This window comes from Allobosea sp. TBD101, from assembly GCF_059817965.1.
In genome coordinates this window covers 4,605,535-4,627,725 of sequence record NZ_CM187543.1, presented here as the reverse complement: position 1 = coordinate 4,627,725, position 22,191 = coordinate 4,605,535, and the positions used below count along the sequence as shown (strand labels likewise).

The 22,191-nt window shown below is 64.1% G+C and carries 19 protein-coding genes and 1 pseudogene; 16 read left to right on the top strand and 4 right to left on the bottom strand.

Annotated elements, in window-relative coordinates; translation table 11 throughout:
- Positions 1 to 66 precede the first annotated feature (66 nt).
- Positions 67 to 348, top strand: coding sequence for a PepSY domain-containing protein (locus tag AC6RIC_RS22585; RefSeq protein ID WP_499733991.1), 282 nt, complete (start codon positions 67 to 69; stop codon positions 346 to 348).
- 458 nt (positions 349 to 806) lie between these two features.
- Here the strand turns inward: AC6RIC_RS22585 and AC6RIC_RS22580 are convergent, their stop codons facing one another.
- Entirely contained in the window at positions 807 to 2,144 is a 1,338-nt protein-coding gene (locus tag AC6RIC_RS22580; RefSeq protein ID WP_499733990.1) for a sensor histidine kinase, read from the bottom strand.
- Positions 2,141 to 2,803 (bottom strand): response regulator transcription factor, encoded by a 663-nt coding sequence (locus tag AC6RIC_RS22575; protein WP_454658240.1) that lies wholly within the window; start codon positions 2,801 to 2,803, stop codon positions 2,141 to 2,143. Before AC6RIC_RS22575 ends, AC6RIC_RS22580 begins: the two co-directional genes overlap by 4 nt.
- Before the next feature lie 203 nt (positions 2,804 to 3,006).
- Here AC6RIC_RS22575 and AC6RIC_RS22570 point away from each other — a divergent pair, with 203 nt between their 5' ends.
- From AC6RIC_RS22570 to AC6RIC_RS22550, 5 genes are all read left to right on the top strand, one after another.
- Entirely contained in the window at positions 3,007 to 3,345 is a 339-nt protein-coding gene (locus AC6RIC_RS22570) for a PepSY domain-containing protein (RefSeq protein WP_499733989.1), read from the top strand.
- A 61-nt stretch (positions 3,346 to 3,406) separates the two neighbouring features.
- The gene (locus tag AC6RIC_RS22565) at positions 3,407 to 3,922 is read left to right on the top strand and encodes a cytochrome b (protein ID WP_499733988.1); all 516 of its coding nucleotides are present in this window, start codon (positions 3,407 to 3,409) and stop codon (positions 3,920 to 3,922) included.
- A gap of 303 nt (positions 3,923 to 4,225) precedes the next feature.
- On the top strand, positions 4,226 to 4,696 hold the full coding sequence (locus tag AC6RIC_RS22560) for a DUF2271 domain-containing protein (RefSeq protein ID WP_454658237.1): 471 nt from the start codon (positions 4,226 to 4,228) through the stop codon (positions 4,694 to 4,696).
- A 12-nt stretch (positions 4,697 to 4,708) separates the two neighbouring features.
- Complete coding sequence (locus AC6RIC_RS22555) at positions 4,709 to 6,913, top strand: PepSY domain-containing protein (protein WP_499733987.1); 2,205 nt, start codon at positions 4,709 to 4,711, stop codon at positions 6,911 to 6,913.
- Positions 6,894 to 7,916 (top strand): FAD:protein FMN transferase, encoded by a 1,023-nt coding sequence (locus AC6RIC_RS22550; RefSeq protein WP_454658235.1) that lies wholly within the window; start codon positions 6,894 to 6,896, stop codon positions 7,914 to 7,916. The genes AC6RIC_RS22555 and AC6RIC_RS22550 overlap by 20 nt, the downstream gene beginning before the upstream one ends.
- Positions 7,917 to 7,976: 60 nt before the next feature.
- Here AC6RIC_RS22550 and AC6RIC_RS22545 read toward each other — a convergent pair.
- Positions 7,977 to 8,135, bottom strand: a pseudogene (locus AC6RIC_RS22545) (IS5/IS1182 family transposase); the annotation flags it as partial.
- Between the two features lie 593 nt (positions 8,136 to 8,728).
- On the bottom strand, positions 8,729 to 9,439 hold the full coding sequence (locus AC6RIC_RS22540; RefSeq protein WP_499733986.1) for a Crp/Fnr family transcriptional regulator: 711 nt from the start codon (positions 9,437 to 9,439) through the stop codon (positions 8,729 to 8,731).
- Between the two features lie 604 nt (positions 9,440 to 10,043).
- Between AC6RIC_RS22540 and AC6RIC_RS22535 the strand changes: the two genes are divergently transcribed.
- The 10 genes from AC6RIC_RS22535 to AC6RIC_RS22490 all read left to right on the top strand — a co-directional run bounded on the left by AC6RIC_RS22535 (position 10,044) and on the right by AC6RIC_RS22490 (position 22,183).
- Positions 10,044 to 12,668 (top strand): nitrate- and nitrite sensing domain-containing protein, encoded by a 2,625-nt coding sequence (locus tag AC6RIC_RS22535; protein WP_499733985.1) that lies wholly within the window; start codon positions 10,044 to 10,046, stop codon positions 12,666 to 12,668.
- 85 nt (positions 12,669 to 12,753) lie between these two features.
- The gene (gene istA, locus AC6RIC_RS22530; protein ID WP_499732769.1) at positions 12,754 to 14,253 is read left to right on the top strand and encodes an IS21 family transposase; all 1,500 of its coding nucleotides are present in this window, start codon (positions 12,754 to 12,756) and stop codon (positions 14,251 to 14,253) included.
- Entirely contained in the window at positions 14,253 to 14,981 is a 729-nt protein-coding gene (gene istB, locus AC6RIC_RS22525) for an IS21-like element helper ATPase IstB (RefSeq protein WP_499732768.1), read from the top strand. The genes istA and istB overlap by 1 nt, the downstream gene beginning before the upstream one ends.
- A 145-nt stretch (positions 14,982 to 15,126) precedes the next feature.
- Complete coding sequence (locus tag AC6RIC_RS22520; protein WP_499733984.1) at positions 15,127 to 16,035, top strand: putative bifunctional diguanylate cyclase/phosphodiesterase; 909 nt, start codon at positions 15,127 to 15,129, stop codon at positions 16,033 to 16,035.
- A gap of 146 nt (positions 16,036 to 16,181) precedes the next feature.
- Positions 16,182 to 16,493: an STAS domain-containing protein gene (locus AC6RIC_RS22515; protein ID WP_499733983.1), complete on the top strand. Its 312-nt coding sequence runs from the start codon at positions 16,182 to 16,184 to the stop codon at positions 16,491 to 16,493.
- 5 nt (positions 16,494 to 16,498) lie between these two features.
- Positions 16,499 to 16,864 carry a response regulator gene (locus AC6RIC_RS22510; RefSeq protein ID WP_454658231.1) on the top strand — a complete coding sequence of 122 codons (366 nt, stop codon included), beginning with the start codon at positions 16,499 to 16,501 and terminating at the stop codon, positions 16,862 to 16,864.
- Positions 16,861 to 18,897 (top strand): chemotaxis protein CheA, encoded by a 2,037-nt coding sequence (locus tag AC6RIC_RS22505; RefSeq protein WP_499733982.1) that lies wholly within the window; start codon positions 16,861 to 16,863, stop codon positions 18,895 to 18,897. The genes AC6RIC_RS22510 and AC6RIC_RS22505 overlap by 4 nt, the downstream gene beginning before the upstream one ends.
- Positions 18,894 to 19,379: a chemotaxis protein CheW gene (locus AC6RIC_RS22500; protein ID WP_454658229.1), complete on the top strand. Its 486-nt coding sequence runs from the start codon at positions 18,894 to 18,896 to the stop codon at positions 19,377 to 19,379. The genes AC6RIC_RS22505 and AC6RIC_RS22500 overlap by 4 nt, the downstream gene beginning before the upstream one ends.
- Before the next feature lie 53 nt (positions 19,380 to 19,432).
- Positions 19,433 to 21,619 (top strand): HAMP domain-containing methyl-accepting chemotaxis protein, encoded by a 2,187-nt coding sequence (locus AC6RIC_RS22495; protein WP_499733981.1) that lies wholly within the window; start codon positions 19,433 to 19,435, stop codon positions 21,617 to 21,619.
- An 84-nt stretch (positions 21,620 to 21,703) separates the two neighbouring features.
- Positions 21,704 to 22,183 (top strand): chemotaxis protein CheW, encoded by a 480-nt coding sequence (locus AC6RIC_RS22490; RefSeq protein WP_499733980.1) that lies wholly within the window; start codon positions 21,704 to 21,706, stop codon positions 22,181 to 22,183.
- The last annotated feature ends 8 nt before the right edge of the window (positions 22,184 to 22,191 follow it).

Below are 22,191 nucleotides of genomic sequence, written 5' to 3'. Positions count from 1 at the left end.
CTTCAGCAACGCGTCAGCTTCGCAGCATAGGCTTTTGCATCGACAACCTGAACCGAGGAGCAGGACATGCAAAAGATGTTGGCTATGATCGCCCTTCTTGTGGCGACACCGACAGCAGCAGCCTTGGCTGACGATGGATGCCGGAAGCCGGCAGAGCCAAGACAATCCTTGGCGGCCGTGTCGAAACTCGCAGACGAATTCGGCTGGACCATCTCCAGGGTGAGGATCGGAGACGGATGTTATCGGCTCCAGGTGACGGATGTTAACGGGAACATCCTGCGGGTCAGAATTCACCCGGTGACGCTGGACGTCGTCGGAGGAACGGTCAAGAAGTGGGGGGCGACTTAAACCCCCGCCTCGTTCGCAACGACGCGAGAATACCGTCCGCAGCCATCAAGCGGGAGTTTTCTAGAATTCCGCCCAGCCGGTGGCATGGTGCTTGTCGGCATTGGCGGCCTTTCTGGGTGCTGCGGTGAAAGCCTGCTCGGCAAGCTGCTGAAGGAGCCCAGGCCCGCCGGCCGGTATCAGAGCGGCTGAGCGTTGATGGGGCGTGACAACCGGCGCCGGGACCCGGCGAATGGTCGGGTCTGCGTCGCTGCCGGTCCTGAAAGCTACGACGAGTTCGTTGAGCTGCCGACGAGTGCGGTGCGAATGTAGAAGGAACGCTGAGTCTGCTTGTCCGAGAAAACGTCCAGCCAGCGCCGGCTTCAGTTCACCTGCCGAGGCAATCCATAAACATTCATTAAAGATGCATATTTTGCGATGACGTGGTTTGCGAAGCAAAAGGTCGCAGCCTCCCGGCCGGATCAGGCCAGTCGGCCGATCCGGAGCCGCGCCTCGAAGCCGTCTTCGCGTCCCTCCATCGGGGAGATCAGCTCGAGACTGCTGCCGGTGCCCGTAGCGATCGCCTTCGCGATGGCCAGCCCGAGGCCGGCGCCTTGCGCCCGCGCATGACCGCGCTCGAACGGGTGGAGCAGGCGGGCGAGCAGATCTTGCGGCACGGCCGGCCCCGCATTGGTGACGCGCAGCAGGCCGTCCATCGACAGCGTCACACGGACCGGCTCGGTCTGCGAGCCGTGCTTCAGCGCATTCTCGATCAGGTTCCGCGTCAGGATCGCGAATGCGTCCGGATCGATGCGGGCGAGCACCGGGGCATCGGGCAAGGCCAGCTCGACTCGCCCGGCGCCGCCTACGTTGGCGCCCAGTTCATCCACGATCATCCGGAGGATGGTGCCGGTGTCGACCGGCTCGGCGCCATGGAGGCGGCCTCCTTCTGCCCTTGCCAACTGCATCAGCTTTTCCGAAAGGCCGGAGAGCCGTCGCAAGGCGACTTCAATGTCGCGAGCGCGCTTGCGTACGGCGGCGTCGGTCGTTTCGATGATCAGTCTCTGCGCCTGCGCCAGCGCGGCCGCCACCGGCGTGCGCAATTCATGCGCGGAGTTGGCGGCGAAACTGCGCTCAGCCTCCAGGGCGCGCCTGAGGCGCTCCAGCAACTGGTTCACCGCCTGAGCGACCGGCTGGATTTCCGAGGGCAGGTCGCCGGCGGGGACTGCGGTCAGGTCGCCCGCGCCCCGGCGCTCGATCTCGGAGCGGAAGCGCCGCAGGCTCGTCGTCGACAGGCGCACGACGGCCCATACGCCGATCAGGCTGAGCGGAACGATCAGGGCGAGCGGGCGGGCCAGGCCGACGAGCACCTCCCGTGCGACAGCGCGGCGGCGGGTCTGCGGCTCGGCGACGGTGATTGTGATCGTGCCCTGCAGCGCGGCATCCGAATAGAGACGGTGGGTCGGCGTATCGGAGAAGCCCATGCCGCTGAACGGCGGAAAGATCGCCGGGTCGGCTCTGTGCGAGCGCAGCAGCGTCTGTCCTTCGGCGTTCCGCACGACATAGGTGAAGTGCTCGTCATGCTCGCGCATTGTCGCGACGCTCTGGCTGGCTGAGTCGTCGCTGTCGCGCCCGATGATGTCGCGCACCGCCAGTGGCAGCAGACGCTGACCGGTTTCCGCAAGCTCGCTGTCGAAGACCTCATCCATCTGATGGCGCAGATTCTGGGCCGTCACCGCGGCGGCCACTGCCCAGACCAGCGCGATGCCCAGGCCCAGCGAGAGCGACAGGCGCCATTGCAGGCTCTTCGGCGCGATCATCGTGCGCTTCCCAGCCGATAGCCGATGCCTCGCACCGTGTGGACGACATCGGGGCCAAGCTTCTTGCGCAGGCGGCTGACATGGACCTCGATCGTGTTGCTTTCGACTTCGGCGCCGAAGGCATAGAGCCGGTCTTCCAGCTGGGCCTTGGACATCACCTGGCCGGGGCGCTGGACGAAGGCCTCGAAAAGCGCCCATTCGCGCGCGGTCAGGGCGATGAGTCGCCCGATTTTCATGACCGTCCGCGCCGCTAGGTCGATCTGCAGGCCGCCGATCTCGACGAGCGGATTGGGATTGCCGCTGTAGCGGCGGGCAACCGCGTTGAGCCTTGCGGACAGTTCCGCAAGGTCGAACGGCTTGGTCATGTAATCGTCCGCTCCCGCATTGAGCCCCTCGATGCGGTCGGAGATCTGGTCCAGCGCTGTCAGGATGATGACCGGCGTGACGCAGCCCTTGCGGCGCAGGTCGCGCAGAAACGCGATCCCCCGCCCGTCGGGAAGCATCAGATCCAGCAGGACCAGATCATAGGCTGCGCTGTCGAGATGCTCGGCGGCTCGGTCGAGGCGGCCGACCCAGTCCACTGAATGGTTGTCCCCGAGGATATGGTCGCGCACCGCGGCTCCGAGGATCGTGTCGTCCTCGATCAGAAGAACTCTCATGAAGTCGCAATCCCATCTGTCCGAGACCTGTTGCCTGCGGAACCTGTCAGCTTCCTGAAGGGCCGCGCCCTTCACGCTTCAGCTACGCGTCAGGAAAGACTGCCATCATTTCGGCATGTGAACGCTGATCAGGGACAAATGCCATGGTAAAGCCGTTCGTCGCGGGCCTGCTGCTCCTTGCCATCGCAGGATCAGGAGTTGCGATGGCCGATGACGATTGCGACGTCCCCCTGGGGAGGTGGCAGCCCCGCGAGGCCGTGCAGGCGATGGCGCAGGCACGGGGCTGGCAGGTGGACCGTCTCAGGATCGACGACGGTTGCTACCAGATCAGGGGCACTGACGAAGCCGGGCAACCGTTCAAGGCCAAGATCGATCCCGCGACTCTGGAGATCGTCAAGATCAAGCGCAGGACCCGCAGCGACGGCGGCCACCGTCATGAACGGCGCTCCTCCGCCGCCACCGGCTCGGTCGATCCATCCGGCCCGGCGTCTCCGAAATCCCCGTTCGAACGCGGCGAGCCACCGAAAGCCACGGTGAAATAAGCGGGCTGGGCCTCCCTGTCCCGCACGCTGCACCCTTCTGCCCAATGCTGGAGAAATAGCCATGTCCGTCGCAACCGCGCGCTATTCGAAAACTCTGGTCGTCATTCACTGGGTAACGGCCCTCGCCGTGCTTGGCGCATGGCTGACGGCAGAAGGCGGCCGGGAGGTGGTCCGCAATCCGCCGCTGCTGCATTTCTGGCTGGGCCTTGCGGTCCTGGTTCTGGTCGTTCCCCGGCTGATCCTGCGGCTGGTGGAGCCTGCGCCCGATGGCGGCCCGCAGCATGGCTGGCTCGCCATCGGCGCCAAGATCGGGCACGGGCTGCTCTATCTGCTGCTGATCGCCTTGCCGATCACCGGCTGGTACGCCGCCTCTCGCATGGGCGTATCCGTCTCCTTCCTCGGCCTGCACCTGCCCTCGATCGCGGCGCCTGTGCAGGGACGTCCCGGCGTGATCGCCGAACTTCACGAGAATGGCGGCACCTTCATCCTCATCCTTGCCGGGCTGCACGCCCTGATGGCGATCTGGCACCAGTTCGTCATGCGCGACGGGACGCTGCGGCGGATGAGCCTACGCTGAGAAGGCAGGCGGATCGTTCCTTCCGCCTCTCCGGCCCTTCCCGCATCGGTCCAGGCGGGGAGGGCAGGAGAGGCGTGGCATTTTCCATCCCTTCCAATGCGGGATGGCCGCCGGGCGCAATGCGATCCCGACGTTTCCTGACAGCTGGCTGAAGCTGAAACCGCCACCGCGTCAGGAGGCTGTCAGCAGGTCGTCCCAGGTTGATCGTGCCGGATGGCAGGGCAGTGCCTTTGCCGGTGCGGTTCGATGCTGACCGGCCGGAACATGCCGTTCCCGCTGTCGGGCAAAGGAGGTTCAGCTACCATGAAGAAGATCATGCCGACCATCGCGTTAGCCGCGGCACTCACATTGCCCTGTCTTGCCCAGGCCAGACCGCTCAAGCTCACCACGACGCTGACCAACTATGGCGGCGATGGCGCCTATCTCGCGATCTATCTCACGAATGCCCAGGGGGGCTATGCCGGCAGCCTGTGGATGGCCGGCCGCAAGTCGAAATACTACGCGCATCTGTCGGGCTGGCATCGCGCGACCGGGGGCAACTCCACCGAGATCAACGGCATCACGGGCGCGAGTGTCGGCGCGGGGCGCACACTCGAGATTTCGCTCGATCTCGCTGATGCGCTCTTCGATGCAGGCTATACCCTGCATGTCGATGCTGCCGTGGAGGACATGCGCGACAGTCCGAACGAGGTCGCCGTGCCGCTGACGACCGCCGGCGCGAAAACGCCGGTCGGTGGCCGGCGCTATGTCTCGAGCCTGGCTTATTCGTTCTGAGCGGTGGCCGGCATGATCCGCGTTGTTCATCGCTGGCCGGGTCTTGTGGCCGGCCTTCTGGTGCTGGTGCTCAGTCTGAGCGGTGCGCTCCTCTCGATATTCCCGGTCGTCGAACGCCTCTCCTCGGTCCAGCCGGCCGCGCTTTCGACCGCGGAGCTGGCCGAGCGCATCCAGGCGGTTCATCCCGAGGTCGAGCAGATTAGGCGGAAACCTTCGGGCCGGATTACCGCCTACTGGGCCGAGAACGGCGTGCCGCGGGCGGCGGTCATGGACCCGGCGACAGGGCGGGACATCGCCTCTGCCGATCCGAATCCGTTCGAGCGCTGGTTGACCAGGCTGCATCGCTCGCTCCTTTTCGGTGACGGGGGCCGCATGGCGATGGCGGCCGGTGCCGTCGCCATGCTGGTGCTGGCCGTTTCCGGCGCCATGCTCGTCGCGCGGCGGGCAGGGGGCTGGCGGCGCTGGTTCTCGCCGTTGCGCGGGCCGTTCGCGGCGCGCCTGCATGTCGAGCTCGCGCGCATCGCTGTCGCCGGCCTGCTCCTGTCTTCGGCCACGGCCTTGTGGATGACGGCCTCGACCTTCGACCTCCTGCCCGACGGGCCGTCATCGCCCGTGACGGAGGTCGAGGGAAGCGGCCGGACAGGGATGCCCGTCGCAGACATGGATGTTCTGAAGCGCACATCGGCTTCCGAGCTGCGCAGCCTGTCCTTTCCCGATCCGGCCGATGCGACCGATGTCTTCACGCTCAAGACGGATCGCGGCACCGGCCATCTCGACCAGGGAACCGGTGCGCTGCTGGCCTGGAGCGATCCAAGCGCATGGCAGCGCGTCTCGGAAGCCATCTACATGCTGCACACCGGACGGGGCGCCGCTGTCCTGGGGCTGGTCCTCGGCTTCATGGCGCTCAGCGTACCCGTGATGGTCGGAACGGGCTTCGTCCTGTGGTTCGCAGGCTGGCGTGCTCGTCCGCGCATCCACGGCAATGCTGCCGCCGGGCGCGCCGAGACGATCCTGCTCGTCGGGTCTGAGGGCGGCAGCACATGGGGATTCGCCACGACGCTGCATGCGGCGCTCTCGGCGGCCGGGCAGACCGTTCACGCCGCGCCGATGTCGTCCTTCGAGCCGGCCCGTTACCGGCAGGCGCGGCGCATCCTGATCCTGACCGCGACCTATGGCGACGGCGCTGCGCCTGCCTCGGCGCGCGGATTTCTCGACCGGCTGAAATCCCTGCCTGCGGCCCCGCCGGTCGCGCTGGCGGTTGTCGGCTTCGGCGATCGCAGCTTTCCCGGATACTGCGCTTTTGCACAGGCCGTCGCCGACATGGCGGAGGCGGGGGGCTGGCGCATGCTGGTTCCGTTCATGACGGTGAACCGCCAGTCGCCGCAGGATTTCGCCGGCTGGGGCCGGTCGCTGGGGGCGGCGATGGGCATTGCGCTGGAACTCGTCCACCACCCGGTCCGGCCGGCGGCCTTCCCGCTGACGCTCGTTTCGCGCCGCGATTATGGCGCCGACGTGCAGGCGCCGACCGCCATCCTGCGCTTTGCGCTGCCGAAGCCGCCGTTCTGGCTGCGGCTCACCGGTCGCGGTTTCGGGCGCTTCGTGGCCGGAGATCTCCTCGGCGTCCTGCCGGAACGCTCTGCCATTCCCCGGTTCTACTCGCTGGCGTCCGGGTACCGTGACGGCTTCATCGAGATCGTCGTCAGAAAGCATCCCGCCGGCCTGTGCTCAGGCCAGCTTTTCGAGCTGCAACCTGGCGATAAGGTCAACGCCTTCATGCGGCAGAACCCCGGCTTCCATGCCAGCCGCGACATCGCGCCCCTCATTCTCATCGGAGCGGGGACGGGCATCGGGCCGCTGGCAGGCTTCATCAGGGCAAATGTCCGGCGCCGTCCCATCTGTCTGTTCTTCGGAATGCGGCATCCCGACAGCGATTTTCTCTATGGCGAGGAGCTGAAGGGTTGGCAGCAGAGCGGGCAGCTCCTGCGGCTCGCGACGGCCTGCTCGCGCTCGCGGCAGCCCAGCTATGTGCAGGATGTGCTGCGCGAAGAGGGAGGCGAGATCGCACGCATGGTTCGCAAGGGCGCTCGGGTCATGGTGTGCGGCGGGCGCGACATGGCAGCCGGCATCTCCGCGGCTCTCACCGACATTCTCGCCCCCGTCGGGCTGACGCCGGCTCTGCTCCGGGCGGAGGGACGCTATGTCGAAGATGTCTTCTGATCCGGGCCGCCAGGCGCTGAGCGGGCCCACGATGGGCACGCGCTGGTCCGCGCTGTTCTACACGACTGGAGCCTTCGACCCGACACCGGTTCGCAGCGCGCTTCAGGCTGCGGTGGACGAGGTGGACGAGCAGATGTCCAACTGGAAGCCGCACAGCGACCTGATGCGCCTTAACGCCGGCCCGGTGGGGCAATGGATAGGCGTGCCGGAACAGCTGATGAAGGTTCTGGGGCTCGCGCTGGAAATCGGCCGCTCCTCGGCTGGCGCCTTCGACATCGGCATGGGCGACGCCGTGGGCGCCTGGGGTTTCGGCCCGTCCGGCGCAGATCGGGCCCTGATCCGCAAGGCGCTCGAAGCCCCGCGACAGGCCGCATACGAGGTGCTGGAGCTGAATGTCGAGGGCGGCGAGGCGCGCAAGAGCGCTCCCATCGTCCTCGACCTCAATGGCATCGCCAAGGGCTATGGCGTCGACCGGCTGGCCGAGACGCTGCGCGGATTCGGCATCACCAGCGGGCTGGTCGGCATCGACGGCGAGATGCGGGCCCTTGGCCTGCGCCCCGACGACGAGCCGTGGACGATCGCCGTCGAGAAACCCGACCCAACCTCCCGTGCGCCGCATTCGATGCTTGTTCTGCAGGACGCCGCGGTAGCCACTTCGGGCGACTATCGACACTGGATGGACGTCGGAGGTCGCCGTCTGTCGCATACGATGGACCCGCGCCGCGGCGCGCCCCTGACGAGGTCGCCGGCCTCGGTCACTGTGGTGGCGCGGACCTGCGCCGAAGCCGACGCCTGGGCGACTGCGCTGATGGTCTTCGGTGCCGGGGAGGGGGCGGAGCTCGCGCGGCGGCTCGGGCTCGACGCGTTGTTCCTGATACGCGAGGGCCAAACCATCCGGCCCCGGGCGGTCGGTGCCCTGTTCGCAACTGGACGGTTCGAAGAACCCCGCCCTTTTGGTGTGCAGGCATTTTTGGCACTGCCTGAGGCCGTAGAGGCGACGTGATCCTGGGTGCGCCCGTCAGCCCGGATGCAGGCGCTGGCCCCGTGATCCCGCTGCGGCGGACTACGCTGCGGCGCCCCGCGTGAGCCAGGCCAGCCGGCGGATGTTGTAGGCGAGAATGGCCATGCCGATTTTCGTCTTCGCCCTGGCGATGCCGACGGTGCGCACGAAGAGGCCCATCCTCGCCTTTTGCTCAGCGAAGACATGCTCGACGCGGGAGCGGATTTTCGCTTTCGCGTTGTTGGCCTTCCGCGTCGCTGCCGGTATCGGCCCGCCCATCGCCCTGTCTCGCTCCGGCTCGGTGCCAGAGAATCACAAAACGCCGAAGGCCGCGAGGTTCTTCGAACTGTCCAGCTGGCCCGCTCAACCGAGCCGCGCGCTGATCTTCACGAAGCGGCGCTGCTGCTTCTCCAGGCCGTTGCCGCAGGCGTCTGAGTTCGGCGCACGCTGCTTGGCCGCGTTGTGCGGGCTGGACACCGCAGCGGGAGTGTTCGAGGCCTGCTAGTACGTGCGCTTAGACCTCATAGCTATACGCTATATGAAATCGTATAATGATTGGCGGTGAGAGGGTGCCGACGATGCTGCCGTGAAGATCGCCGACCGGCTGGCGGTCGCCAGCCGCGCTAGCCAGCCGACGAGCGTTGCGCTGGCGGCGGGCCGTCAAATCCACCGACGAAAGTCATCAAGAACGACCCGGACAAATCCCCGCAGCTGCCGGCTTCAAGTCGAAATCTCTCCCTCATGCCCACCATAAACTGTCTCAAAGACGCCGGCAGCGGACGCTTTTCTGTTTTGCCCATGCCCCGCGAGAACGATCAAAAATTCCGCTGAAAGGCTCTCCGTATGCGGCCATAACATTCGCATGCATGGTTCTCGATAATTCCAGGATCCAGCACGGTCAGGTTTCCACGCGCGTACGCGATGGCCCCTTCTTCCATCAACCGCGAGCAGGCCCCGTTGACCGTCGCCCGGCGAAGTCCGAGCGCCTCGGAAATCGCGCTCTGGGTAAGCTGGAAGGAATCGCCGACAACCCGATCACGCGCATCCAAAAGCCAACGTGAAATCCGCTCTTCCGCATTGTGGAGGCTGTTGCAGGCAACCGATTCCAGCAACTGGATGATGAGGCATTTCGCATATCGCAGCATGGCGTTGCGGACGCAGGGAAAGCCGGCAATCGCGTCATCGAGGTCCCCTATGGAAAGCCAGGAGGCATAGCCGGGCACCACGACCGTGGACCTGCTGAGCGCTCCGCCGCCGCCCATCACTAGGGCCATTCCGATGAATCCTTCATAGCCGATCGATGCCTTCTCGACGCTGCGCTTGTCGCGCATCTCGGCTTGCAGAGAAATCACGCCCTCATGGGGAAATACCGCGTGAGTAAAGGATGCCTCGTTATCGTATATGACCTGGCCCGGCGATAGTCGTTTCGTGATCAGGCGAGGCTGCAGATACGCGCATGCTTCAGGGCGCAGGGAGAGCAGTATTCGATTTCGGATCTCGAAATCGCCTTTTAATTTGTCCGCCAAGCAGTTCTCCCGGAAAGGTTGATTTCGGTGCCCTTTGGGCAGCTTATCCCTTTTTTAACTCCGACTATGTACGGTATCGAACAGTGCATGTTCGGTTGCGATCACTCCTCCTCGCGGACCTTGCACGTGACGATGAATGCGACGCCGGAGCCTTTATCTCATGAGTCCGCTTAGGCCGGAAGAGTCCGAAAAGACCCGCAGCCGTGAAGCTGTACGGGGCCCTCCCCTCATCGTTGCGCCCCCCTTTGCACGAGCGCAAGCCGCACCCGACTGCTCCTCCATACTCTCCTGTTCCGGCCCAAAGCCACGCTCGAGGGATATCGCCAAACGGCGCGGCAGTACTGAAATCGCCAGAAAGCGCCACGAATTTCCGGGACGTTGTGCATTTTCAAATCACAAGCCGTCAATCAGGATGATAAATCGAATTCTATTTCAGAAAAAAATATGCATCCACGAATTGAATTCTAAATTCATACAAAATAGCAGCGATACCTTAAATTCAATTATAGAATTATATAATCGCAAGCGTCATTGACTCAAGAATACGCCGAAATCGGCACAGCAATACCTTTCTTCCTCCCCCTAATCGCCAGACAGACTTTCCATGCCGCGTTCAGAGCTCTCAAGGCGCCTAGCGGTTCCCACCGCAGTTGCGCTGCTGATGCTAGGTGTCCCGCTCCTGTGGATCGCGACCGGCCATTACCGCAAATTTACGCAAGGCCAAGCCGTTCAAGAGCATGTCGCGCTCGCCAAGGCGGCCTCAAGCTTCGTTCATGAACTGCAAAAGGAACGCGGCCTTTCTGCCGGCGTTGCGGCATCCCACCGCGACCCGAGCCAGGAGGCGCACCTCAAGGACCAGTTTCCTATCACGGATGCGGCATTCACCGCCTACCAGAAGGCTGCTCGACACGCATTTGGCCCGGATCAGGAGAATGCTCTGGCCGGCCAGCTTGGCGCGATCGATGCGGCGTTCCACCGGCTGTCCCCGTTCCGAGATGTGGTCCAGCATCAAGCCGCAAAGCCTCTTGAGATCGTCGGAGCGTATGGCCAAGCCATCACCCCTCTGTTCGAAGCAATGGCCAAGCTGAGTTCCTTCATTGATGACGCCGAGCTTGTGCAGCATCTGCTGGCCTACCGGGCCTTGATGATCGTGAAGGATACGGCCGGCATCGAGCGTGCGACCGGCGGCGCAATGATCGCGGCGGGGCAGTTTGAGCCGGATCTTCACCAGACCCATGTCCATGCGGTCGCGCGCGCAGCCGCCCAGATGTCGGAATTTGAGGCGGCGACGGGCCCCCATCGGGCCCGATATGCTGCCTATGCGGCCCGCGAAGCGGATAGCCGCGCCATCGAAGAGATGCGGCGCGCTTTCCGGGATCTGCCGCTGACGCGTTCGCTGGAAAGTCTTGATGCCGGCGAATGGTGGGCGAAGACGACGGCGCGGATAGATCGGCTGAAGGTGCTGGAGGACCAATTCGCGGACGATGTCAGCCGGCGTGCGGCAGACCGCCTAAGGACCGCGTGGAATGGCTTCGTGGCAACGATCGCCATCGAGTTTAGCGGCTTTGCCATCCTGTCGTTCCTGGCATTCCGCTATGTGCGCCGCACCACCGCGATCATTGCCGCCGGCGAGGGGCGGCTGCAGCGCCAGGCGCGGCAATACGAGAGCATCGTCAATCAACTTCAGCAGATCGTCATGCAGGTCGACGGGGATGGCCGCATCGTCTTCGTCAACGACGCATGGGAACGCATCCTCGGCCACTCCGTAGAGGCGACGATTGGCCAACCAGCCGCGTCGTTCCTGGAGAGCGGAATCGAATTCAGCGGAGAGGAGCCAGCTCCCAATTCGTCCGCCTCCCCCAGAGAAGCGCCTTATCATGAGATGCGGTGTCTGACGGCGGACGGACATCCGCGCTGGCTGGAGATCAACATTGGTCACGACGACGGCGCAAACCAGGGCGATCATGTCCTCGTCACATTGTCGGACGTCACGGAAAAGCATCAGTCCCGGATCAGGGAGTCGGCCGCCAATCACGAATTGTCGCTACGCCAATATGCCCTCGATCAGGCGGTCATTCTCGCCGTCACCAATATCGATGGAACAATAACTTACGTAAACGACAAATTCTGCAGCATCAGCGGCTACCAGAGATCCGAGCTTCTTGGATTTGATCATAGGGTCGTCAATTCCGGTGCACACTCACCGGTGTTTTTCCACGACATGTATCGGACCATCGCTCGCGGGGCCGTCTGGCGTGGCGAGATCTGCAACCGAGCCAAGGACGGGACCCTGTATTGGGTCGACACGACGATCATCCCCAGGCTCGATGATCGCGGAAAGCCTGCAGCCTATATGGCGATCCGGGTGGACATCACCGCCCGAAAGGCGGCGGAAGCGGCGAGGCTGACGAGTGAACGGCACGCCATGCGGAAATCCGCTCAGCTGGAGGCCATTCTCGCCAACATGAATCAGGGGCTGTGCATGTTCGACTCCGATAGAAGGGTTGTCCTGTGCAACGAAAAATACGCTCGAATGTACGGCCTGCCGCCGGACATCATAAAGGAAGGCATGCCTGTCCAGGAGATCGTCAAACTCCGTGTAGACAGAGGCCTATACGCAGGAAGCGATCCCGCAGTTTACCTTGAAGATCGTGCGGAACCGATCTTCAAGGCGTCCTACGAAGTCGAGGAACTGAACGATGGGCGAGCGATAGCAATCAGCCGTCACCCCATCCCGGGCGGCGGCTGGGTGACGACGCACACCGATATCACGGAGCGCCATCGTATCGAAAAGCAGGTAGCCTACGCCGCCAGCCACGACACCCTGACCAACCTCGCCAATCGCACCCTGTTCACGCAGGATATGAAGCAGGCACTCGCGCGCCTGAGGCAGAGAGGCAAGGGATTTGCCGTCTACATGCTGGACCTCGACAAGTTCAAGGACATCAACGATTCGCTCGGCCATCCGGCGGGCGACAATCTCCTCAAGCAGGTAGCGCAACGGCTTCGGTCCTGCACGCGTCGCTCCGACACGGTCGCGCGGCTGGGTGGCGACGAGTTCGCCATCATCCAGCGGACGGAGCAGGATCAGCAGAAATGTGTAGCTCGCCTGGCGAACAGGATCATCGACGCGATCGGCGCGCCCTATGACATCGACGGAAACAAGGTGACCATCAGGGCGAGCATCGGGATCGCCTTTGTGTTTCGGCGTGCAAGTTTGACCCCATGAGGCGGGGGATCGGCGTCCAACTTTGACCCCCTTGAGCCGGTTTCGGTGAGACTGTCCGTCCTGGTTTCGGATGGGCGGGCGGGGGATGAAGGGCGTGGATACGATTGCGCGGATCCGGCGCGAGTTTTCGATCCGCGGGAAGACGATCAAGGAGATCGCCCGCGAGCTGCACGTCTCTCGGAACACGGTGCGCAAGGTGCTGCGCTCTGGCGCGACGTCGTTCGAGTATGAGCGGAAGGTTCAGCCGCAGCCGAAGATAGGGCCCTGGCGCCCTGAGCTGGATCGGCTTCTGATGGCGAACGACGGCAAGCCGGCCCGCGAGCGCCTGACGCTGATCCGTCTTTTCGAAGAGCTGCGGGATCTCGGCTACGAGGGCGGATACGATGCCGTTCGTCGCTATGCGCGAGGCTGGCGCCGCGAGCAATCCGCCGTCACAGCCGACGCCTATGTGCCTTTGAGCTTCGCGCCCGGCGAGGCCTACCAGTTCGACTGGAGCCACGAGATCGTCGTCATCAATGGCGCCACGACCCAGGTGAAGGTGGCGCATGTCCGGCTTTGTCACTCGCGCATGCTGTTCGTACGGGCCTATCCGCGCGAGAGCCAGGAGATGGTCTTCGACGCCCATGACCGCGCCTTCGCCTTCTTCAAGGGCGCCTGCACGCGCGGCATCTACGACAACATGAAGACCGCTGTGGAGACGATCTTCGTCGGCAAGGAGCGGGCCTATAACCGCCGCTTCCAGCAGATGTGCAGCCACTATCTGGTCGACCCTGTCGCCTGCACGCCAGCCTCGGGCTGGGAGAAGGGGCAGGTCGAGAACCAGGTCGGGCTCGTGCGCGAGCGCTTCTTCGCCCCGCGCCTGCGGGTCAAGAACTACGACGAGTTGAACGCCTGGCTGCTGGATCAGGTGCTTCGCTACGCCAAGGCCCACCGCCATCCGGAGCAACGTGACCGCACAATCTGGGAGATGTTCGAAGCCGAGCGCCCGAGCCTGGTGCCTTACGCGGGGCGGTTCGACGGCTTCCACTCACTGCCAGCCTCGGTGTCGAAGACCTGTCTCGTGCGCTTCGACAACAACAAGTACTCGGTCATCGCGAGTGCGGTCGGGCGCCCCGTCGAGATCCGCGCCTATGCCGATCGGATCGAGCTGCGCCAGGACGGGCGTATCGTCGGCGAGCATCCCCGCTGCTATGGCCGCGACCAGACCATCTACGATCCCTGGCACTATGTCCCGGTACTGGCTCGCAAGCCGGGCGCCCTGCGGAACGGAGCGCCCTTCAAGGACTGGGTCTTGCCCGGTGCGATCGACCGGGTCCGGCGCAAGCTCGCGGCCGTTCAAGACGGCGACCGGCAGATGGTTGAGATCCTCACCGCGGTGCTGAGCGACGGATTGTCCGCCGTCGAAGCCGCCTGCGCGGATGCTCTGCGGCAAGGCGTCCACTCCGCCGACGTGATCATCAACATCCTGGCCCGGCGCCGCGAGCCGGCGGCAGCGATCACGATCATGACGCCCGATGCCTTGCGCCTGCACCATGAGCCTGCCGCCGATTGTGCCCGCTACGACAGCCTCAGGAGAGCCGTGTGATGGAACGCTCGGAGATTCTTGCCACCATGGGCGAGCTCAAGCTCTATGGCATGAAGGCCGCCTACGACGAGATCATCGCCTCGGCGGTGAAGCGCCAGCACGAGCCGCAGCGCGTCGTCGGCGACCTCCTCGCCGCCGAAATCGCCGAGAAGCAGGCTCGTTCGATCAAGTATCAGATCACCATCGCCAAGCTACCGCTCGCCAAGGATGTCGCCGACTTCGCCTTCGACGGAACCCCGATCAACGAGACCCTCGTTCATGATCTCGCCGGCGGCAACTTCCTGGCGCACCAGCGCAATGTTGTCCTCGTCGGCGGGACTGGGACCGGCAAGACCCATCTCGCCATCGCGATCGCCCGGGCATGCATCCGTGCCGGTGCTCGAGGCCGCTTCTTCAACGTCGTCGATCTCGTCAACAAGCTCGAGGCCGAAGCCCGCACCGGCCGCCAGGGCCGCATGGCCGATTATCTCGCACGCATGGACTTCATCGTCCTCGACGAACTCGGCTATCTGCCCTTTGCCCAGTCCGGCGGACAACTGCTCTTCCACCTGGTCAGCAAGCTCTACGAGCAGAGCTCCGTCATCGTCACCACGAACCTCGCCTTCGGCGAATGGCCGTCCGTCTTCGGCGACGCCAAGATGACCACCGCGCTCCTCGACCGGCTCACCCATCACTGCGACATCGTCGAGACCGGCAACGAGAGCTGGCGCTTCAAGAACAGGCTCTGAGTTCCCCGCACACCACCGATCCGGAGTCGGCGCGGCTGCGCAATCCAGACCAGCTCCGCCGCGCCGCCTCCTCGCCGCGAAGCATACTCAAGGGGTCAACATTGGACGCCGATCGGGGGGCAACTTTGCGGGCCGTTTGACAGCCTTGGCGCCGACCGACGGGGGCACGGTCGAGGAGCTCGTGAAGAATGCGGACCTGGCGCTCTACAGGGTCAAGGCGGACGGCCGCAACGCATTTCGGCTGTTCGAGACGAAGATGGAAATCGAGGCGCGTTCCCGCCGTGTCCTCGAATCCGAGTTGCGATCTGCGATCTCCCAAGAGCAGTTCGAGCTCCACTATCAGCCCTTCGTTCATGCCGGGACGCGGCAGATCGCTGGGTTTGAAGCCTTGATCCGTTGGCGCCACCCGCAGCGCGGGCTGATTTCGCCCGCCGAGTTCATTCCGATCGCAGAGGATACCGGCGTAATCACGGAGCTTGGCGCATGGGTTTTGCGCCAGGCCTGCACGGATGCGACCCATTGGCCGCGGGAGATCAAGGTCGCGGTCAACCTCTCTCCGGCGCAGTTCAAGAGCGGCAATCTGGTGGAAACGGTCGCGGATGCTCTCCTGGTGTCCAAGCTTCCGCCGGGGAGGCTGGAGCTCGAGATCACAGAATCCGTTCTTCTCCAAGAAACCACCGAAAATCTCGAGATCCTGAAGCGTCTACGGAGCCTTGGGTCGCGTATCGTTCTCGATGATTTCGGGATCGGATTTTCGTCTCTGAGTTATTTGCAGAAATTCTCGTTCGACAAGATCAAGATAGACAAATCATTCGTCGAGGATATTTCAAGCAAACACTGCAGCATGGCGATAATCAAGACGATAACGAGGCTATCGAGAGAGCTAAATATCACGACCACTGCAGAAGGCGTTGAAAGAGAAGAGCAGGCCACGCTTCTGATGGCCGCAGGCTGCAATTACATGCAAGGCTTCCACTTCGCACGTCCTCGCCCCCAATCCGACTTAAATTTCTCAGGTGGAATAAAATTTAACGATAAACTTGAGGCGGCTTAGATAGCATTAAATAATTGATTTTATCGTATTATACTCAAAGTGGTTGTTTAAAATATTATATAATATTTGTATCTAAGTGATGAGTTTCTGTTATTTTTAATAGATATTTATATATTTTATGGAATTTTTCCAGAATGATTTGATTGATGGGTGCGGATATGAAGAAGCCAATAGTGTTTATTCTACCGTGTGACATGACGATAAAATCGATTGCCGATATATATAGTGGTGTCGTCGTTAGTTTTCGAGATTCGGACAAAATTACTATAGATTGCAGCAAAGTAAGTCATTGCGACATAAGCTCCGTACAATTGCTCGTCGCCGCCCGGAATAGCGCAAGAGCGAAGGGCCTGGATTTCCGCCTCACCGGCGTAGCCGGCGCCTTGAGCGCCGCACTGGTGCGCGCCGGCATCTCGCCCGCGCAGCTTCCCGACAGCATTCTCAACAACGGGGCTTGAACGGCATGGCGTCAATTCTGAGCGTCGATGATTCCCCCAGCATGCGGCAGATGATCAAGCTGGTGCTCGCGCCGTCCGGCCACAACGTCGTCGAGGCGGGCGATGGCTCGGAAGGCCTCGCCAAGGCCAAGGCGGAGCGCTTCGACCTCGTCATCACCGATCTGAACATGCCGGTGATGAACGGGTTGGAGATGATCCGGGGTCTGCGCGCGCTGCCGAGTTTCACCGGCGTTCCCATCGTCTTTCTCACCACCGAATCCGACGACGGCGTCAAGCAGCAGGCCAAGGCCGCCGGTGCGACGGGCTGGATCACCAAACCCTTCAAGCCGGAGCAGTTGCTGGCGGTGGTCTCGAAGCTGGTGCGGACATGATCGAGCTCGATCCGACCGAAACCTTCCGGCAGGAGGCGAGCGACCTGCTCGACAGCCTCGAGGCAGCGCTGCTCGATCTCGGCCAGACCCCGCAGGATGGCGATCTGATCGACGCCGCGTTCCGGGCGCTGCACACCATCAAGGGCTCGGGCGCGATGTTCGGCTTCGACCGTGTCGCCACCTTCACCCATGATTTCGAAACCGCCTTCGACCTGATCCGCAAGGGCAAGATTGCCGCCGAACCCGACATCATCAGCGTCTCGCTGAGCGCGAAGGATTATATCCGCTCGCTGATCGAGGACCCCGACGCGACCGATGCCATCATCGGCGAGGCGATCGTCGAGGAGCTGCAGAGCCTGATCGCCGGCGGGGCCGGCGCAAACCAGGCGCTCGGTGCCCCCTCTGCGACGCACGAGACGGCCCCCGCGCCCACAAGTGCCGAAGGCTGGCTGGTCGAGATCGCCTTCCAGCCGGATGTCCTGCGCAACGGCAGTAATCCCCTGGTCCTGCTTGACGATCTGCGTGCGCTCGGCCCCTGCCAGGTCACCGCCCATCTTGGCGCCGTGCCGGAGCTGGAGGCGCTCGATCCGGAGGCCTGCCTGATCTCCTGGACCGCTGAGCTCCGTGCGGGCTGTTCGCGAGAGGACATCGAGGATGTCTTCATGTTCGTCCGCGACGAGATGAAGCTTGCCATCATGCCGCTCGCACCAGTAGCCTGTGGGGCTGTCCCGCCCCAGTCCGTGCAGGCCGAGGCGGCGACGGAGGTCGTCGTCCCGGCGAGGGGCGCGCCCCAGGCTCTGACGGAACGTGGCAGCGTCGAGAAGGCTGAGTATGTCCGCCGCGCCGAGGACAAGACCTCGACGGTCCGCGTCCAGGCCGAGCGTCTCGACGAATTGATGGACCGCGTCGGCGAGCTCGTCATCGCCCAGGCCAGGCTGAGCCAGCTCGCAAATGCGGGCTCCGACCTCGCGATCAAGTCGATCGCCGAGGACATCGAACGGCTGGCATCGGGCCTGCGCGATTCCACCATGGGTGTGCGCATGGTGCCGATGGGCTCCCTCTTCGGCCGCTTCCGCCGCCTCGTTCACGACCTCTCCCGCGATCTCGGCAAGCCAGTCGACTTCGTCACGGCCGGCGAAGACACCGAGCTCGACAAGACCATGATCGAGCGTCTCGCCGATCCGCTCGTGCACCTGATCCGCAACGCCATCGACCACGGCATCGAGGCGCCCGGGACCCGTGCCGGAACCGTCAAGCCGGCGACGGGGCGCATCGAGCTCGCCGCCCGCTATGTCGGCGCGCAGGTACTGGTGACCGTCCGCGACGATGGTGCTGGACTGGATACGGCCCGCATTCGCGCCAAGGCCGAGGAGCAGGGCCTGGTCGCGCCGGGCGCTGCCCTGAGCGACCACGAGATTCACCAGTTCCTGTTCCATCCGGGCTTCTCGACTGCCAGGACGATTTCCGCCTTGTCGGGCCGGGGCGTCGGCATGGATGTGGTCAAGCGCACCATCGAGGCCATGCGGGGCACGATCGATCTCGTCACGGTGCCGGGCTGTGGCAGCACGGTAACGCTGCGGCTGCCGTTGACGCTCGCTATCATCGAGGGGCTGCTGATCCGCGTCGGGGAGGGCCGCTACATCATCCCGCTCTCGGCGGTCGAGGAATGCGTCGAGCTGACCGCGACCGAGGATGCGCGAGCCCGCGGCCGCAGCTTCCTGAACGTCCGCGGCGATCTGGTGCCCTTCCTGAGGCTGCGCGATCTCTTCGACGCGGAGGGCGAGCCCGACCCGCATCAGAAGATCATCATCACCACGACCGGCGACACCCGTGTCGGTCTGGTGGTCGATCAGATCATCGGCAGCCACCAGACCGTGATCAAATCGCTCTCCAAGCTCCACGCCGACGTCGTGATGTTCTCGGGCGCTACCATTCTCGGCGATGGCACGGCGGCCCTGATCCTCGATGTCACCCAGCTCGTCTCGCTCGGCCAGAACCGCTCCGAGACCGACAAGACGCCGGAGGCGGCATGACGCAGCTCCAGATATCGGACAACGCCGCTCAGGACCCCGCGGCCTCGAGCGGGGCCCGCCTGCAGGCCCTGCTGGTCGGTCTCGGCAACGAGATCTTCGCGATCGAGGCCGACATCGTGCGCGAGATCATCGACCCGGTCCCCGCCACCCGGGTCGCCGGCGCGCGCACCTTCCTGCCGGCGCTGATCAATGTGCGCGGCAACGTCATTCCGTTGGCGGATCTGCGCCTGCGCTTCGGCATGCCCCGGCGCACGGACACCACCGACAGCCGGATCGTCGTCGTCGAGATCGAGATCGACGGCGACTCGGTCGCGCTCGGGATCATGGCCGACAAGGTCTACGAGGTCACGGAGATCTCGACTGCCGAGGTGCAGCAGGTGCCGCGCCTGGGGCTGCATTGGCGGCCCGAATTCATCCGCTCCATCATCAAGTGGAACGACGAGTTCGTCATCGTTCCCGATCTCGAAAAAATCCTGAGTTGAGGCGCTGTCGAGACAGCGCAGGAACCCTTCACGTTGCTTACCGGGGAACGAACATGAGAATGACCATCAAGACCAAGCTGGCAGGCGCCTTCGGCGTGGTTATCGCGCTATCCCTCACGGCCGGCGGCCTCGCCTATCAGAAGCTGACCGAAATGACCAAGGTGCAGGATACTCTCGTCATCTTCAACGAGCGGGTCGGTAAACTTGGAGCGATCGCTATCGCCTTCCAGGATTCCATTCGAGCCGAGAAAAACGCCATCATCTCCGCCTCGGAAAAGGAGGCAAGGGAGTATGCCGCCAGAGCCGCGGAGCGCCGCGCGGTCGCTCTCAAAATCAAGAATGAACTGGTTGCCATTGCGGTGGACGGCGGCAAGCGCAGGTGGGATGCGATGGCACCCACGATCGATCGCTTCGGCGCGGTGCAGGACCAGGTTCTCCAGTATGCCCAGTTGAACTCGAGCCATCGGGCCATCGACATCTGGAATGGCGAGGGCCAGGCTGCCCTCAAGGAGTTCAACCAGACAATCGACCAGGTATTGGCTGCGTTGGGCGCCGCCCAGACGGCAGAGGCAGCCCGGGCATCACAGGCGATTCAGAACGGAAGGGCCGCGCTCGCCGGCTCGCTCGGCCAGCTCACCCAGAGCTTCTCTGCGCAGTCGGTCGACCAGATCGAAGAGCGCCGGAAAGCAATCGTCGCGGGCTTGGAGGTCGTGCGCACGGAGATGGCGAAAGCGGCGTCGACAGCCCCGTCATCCAACGTAGCCACTCCCACGGAAGCGCTGCTTGGCCTGATAAACCGCGTCTCGGGCGTCGTCGGAGAGGCCGGCACCATCAAGGCCATCACCTTGAGCATGGGCGAAGGGCGAACGGTCAGCAACGCTCTCGTGGCAGCGCTGGACGAGTACAAGATCTTCATCGATCAGACCGCGGCGCAGGCCGCCAAGGAAGCCGGTGAGCAGGCTGCCTTTGCCAAGACGCTGCTGATCGCGATCATCCTTGTTTCGCTGCTTGTCGCCATTGGCGCCGCGAGCTGGATCGCGCTGAGCATCAGCCGCGGCCTGTCGCGCGCAGCCGGCCTCGCCAACGCCGTCGCCATCGGCGATCTCAGCCAGACCATCGCCGTCAGGAGCCAGGACGAGATCGGCGATCTCGTGACCTCGCTGAACACGATGACCACCAATCTCAGCGCCACGGCCCGGGTGGCGGACGCCATCTCCAACGGCGACCTCACCGTCGAGGCCAAGCGCCTGTCGGACAAGGACACGCTCGGCATCGCGCTCGAGAACATGGTCGACAAGCTGCGCGATGTAGTCGGGCAGGTGACGAGCGCCGCCGAGAACATGTCCTCGGGCAGCCAGGAGCTGTCGGCCAGCGCTGAGCAGCTCTCTCAGGGCTCGACCGAGCAGGCTGCGTCGACGGAGGAAGCCTCCTCGTCCATGGAAGAGATGGCGGCGAACGTGAAGCAGAACGCGGAGAACGCCAGCCAGACTGAGAAGATGGCCTCCCAGTCCGCCAAGGACGCCGAGACGAGTGGCATCGCCGTCGGCAAGGCGGTCGATGCGATGCAGACCATCGCCGCCAAGATCAACATCGTGCAGGAGATTGCTCGCCAGACCGATCTGTTGGCGCTGAACGCGGCGGTCGAGGCCGCCCGCGCCGGAGAGCACGGCAAGGGCTTCGCGGTGGTGGCCTCGGAAGTGCGCAAGCTCGCCGAGCGCAGCCAGGCGGCAGCGGCCGAGATCGGCACCTTGTCGGCAGACACGGTCAAGGTCGCGCAGGAAGCCGGCTCGATGCTGGCCAGGCTGGTGCCCGACATCAAGAAGACTGCCGAGCTCGTCGAGGAGATCACCTCCGCCAGCCGCGAGCAGGATGTCGGCGCGGCCCAGATCAACCAGGCGATCCAGCAGCTCGACAAGGTGACGCAGCAGAACGCGGCAGCCTCCGAGCAGGTCTCCGCGACCTCCGAGGAGCTCTCGGCCCAGGCAGAGACGCTGCAGGCCACGATCGCCTTCTTCCGCCTCGACGAAGGCGGCCTGCGCCGCAGCGGCCAGCCGGCGACCAGCACCGACAAAGCGGTCGCCCAGCTGCGCGGCAAGGCTGCGGCCATGGCCTCGGCGCTCCAGCCGAAAAAGGCGCCTGCCCCTGCGGCGCGCCCGGCGAAGAAGGTCGCCAATGGCGGCTTCTCCTTCGACATGGAGGACGGCGGAGACCAGCACGACGCCGCCTTCCATCGCAGTTGAGCCAATGCCGGCCTCGCCTTCGGGCGGGGCCGGCCCTGCCGCCCGCACTTAGCCACGCCCTACCGCCGCATCGGGAATCCCCCCATGGCCGAGACCGCCCAATACCTGACCCTAGGCATCGACCAGGAGCTCTTCGGCATCGATATCCGCAATGTCCGCGAGATCCTCGACATGCGCCCGATCTCGAAGCTGCCGCATGCGCCGGCCTTCCTGCTCGGCATGATCGACGTCCGCGGCGCCGGCTATCCGATCGTCGATCTGCGGACCAAGCTCGGACTGCCGCGCGCCGAGCCCACCGAGGCGACCCGCATCATCATCCTGGACGTGCCGGTCAAGGGCCGCACCCGGGGCGTCGGTTTCGTCGCCGATCGCGTCTTCGAGGTCACCGGCCTCGATGCCGACCAGACCGAGGCCGCTCCCGATGTCGGCGGTCGCTGGCAATCGAACTACATCGCCGGGATCGGCCGCAAGGGCGAAGCCTTCATCGTCGTCTTCGATCTCGAGCGTCTCATGGAGGCCGACGACCTGGCCGCGGCCGACCTCGCCATCGACAGGGTCGCGTGAGAGCGGTG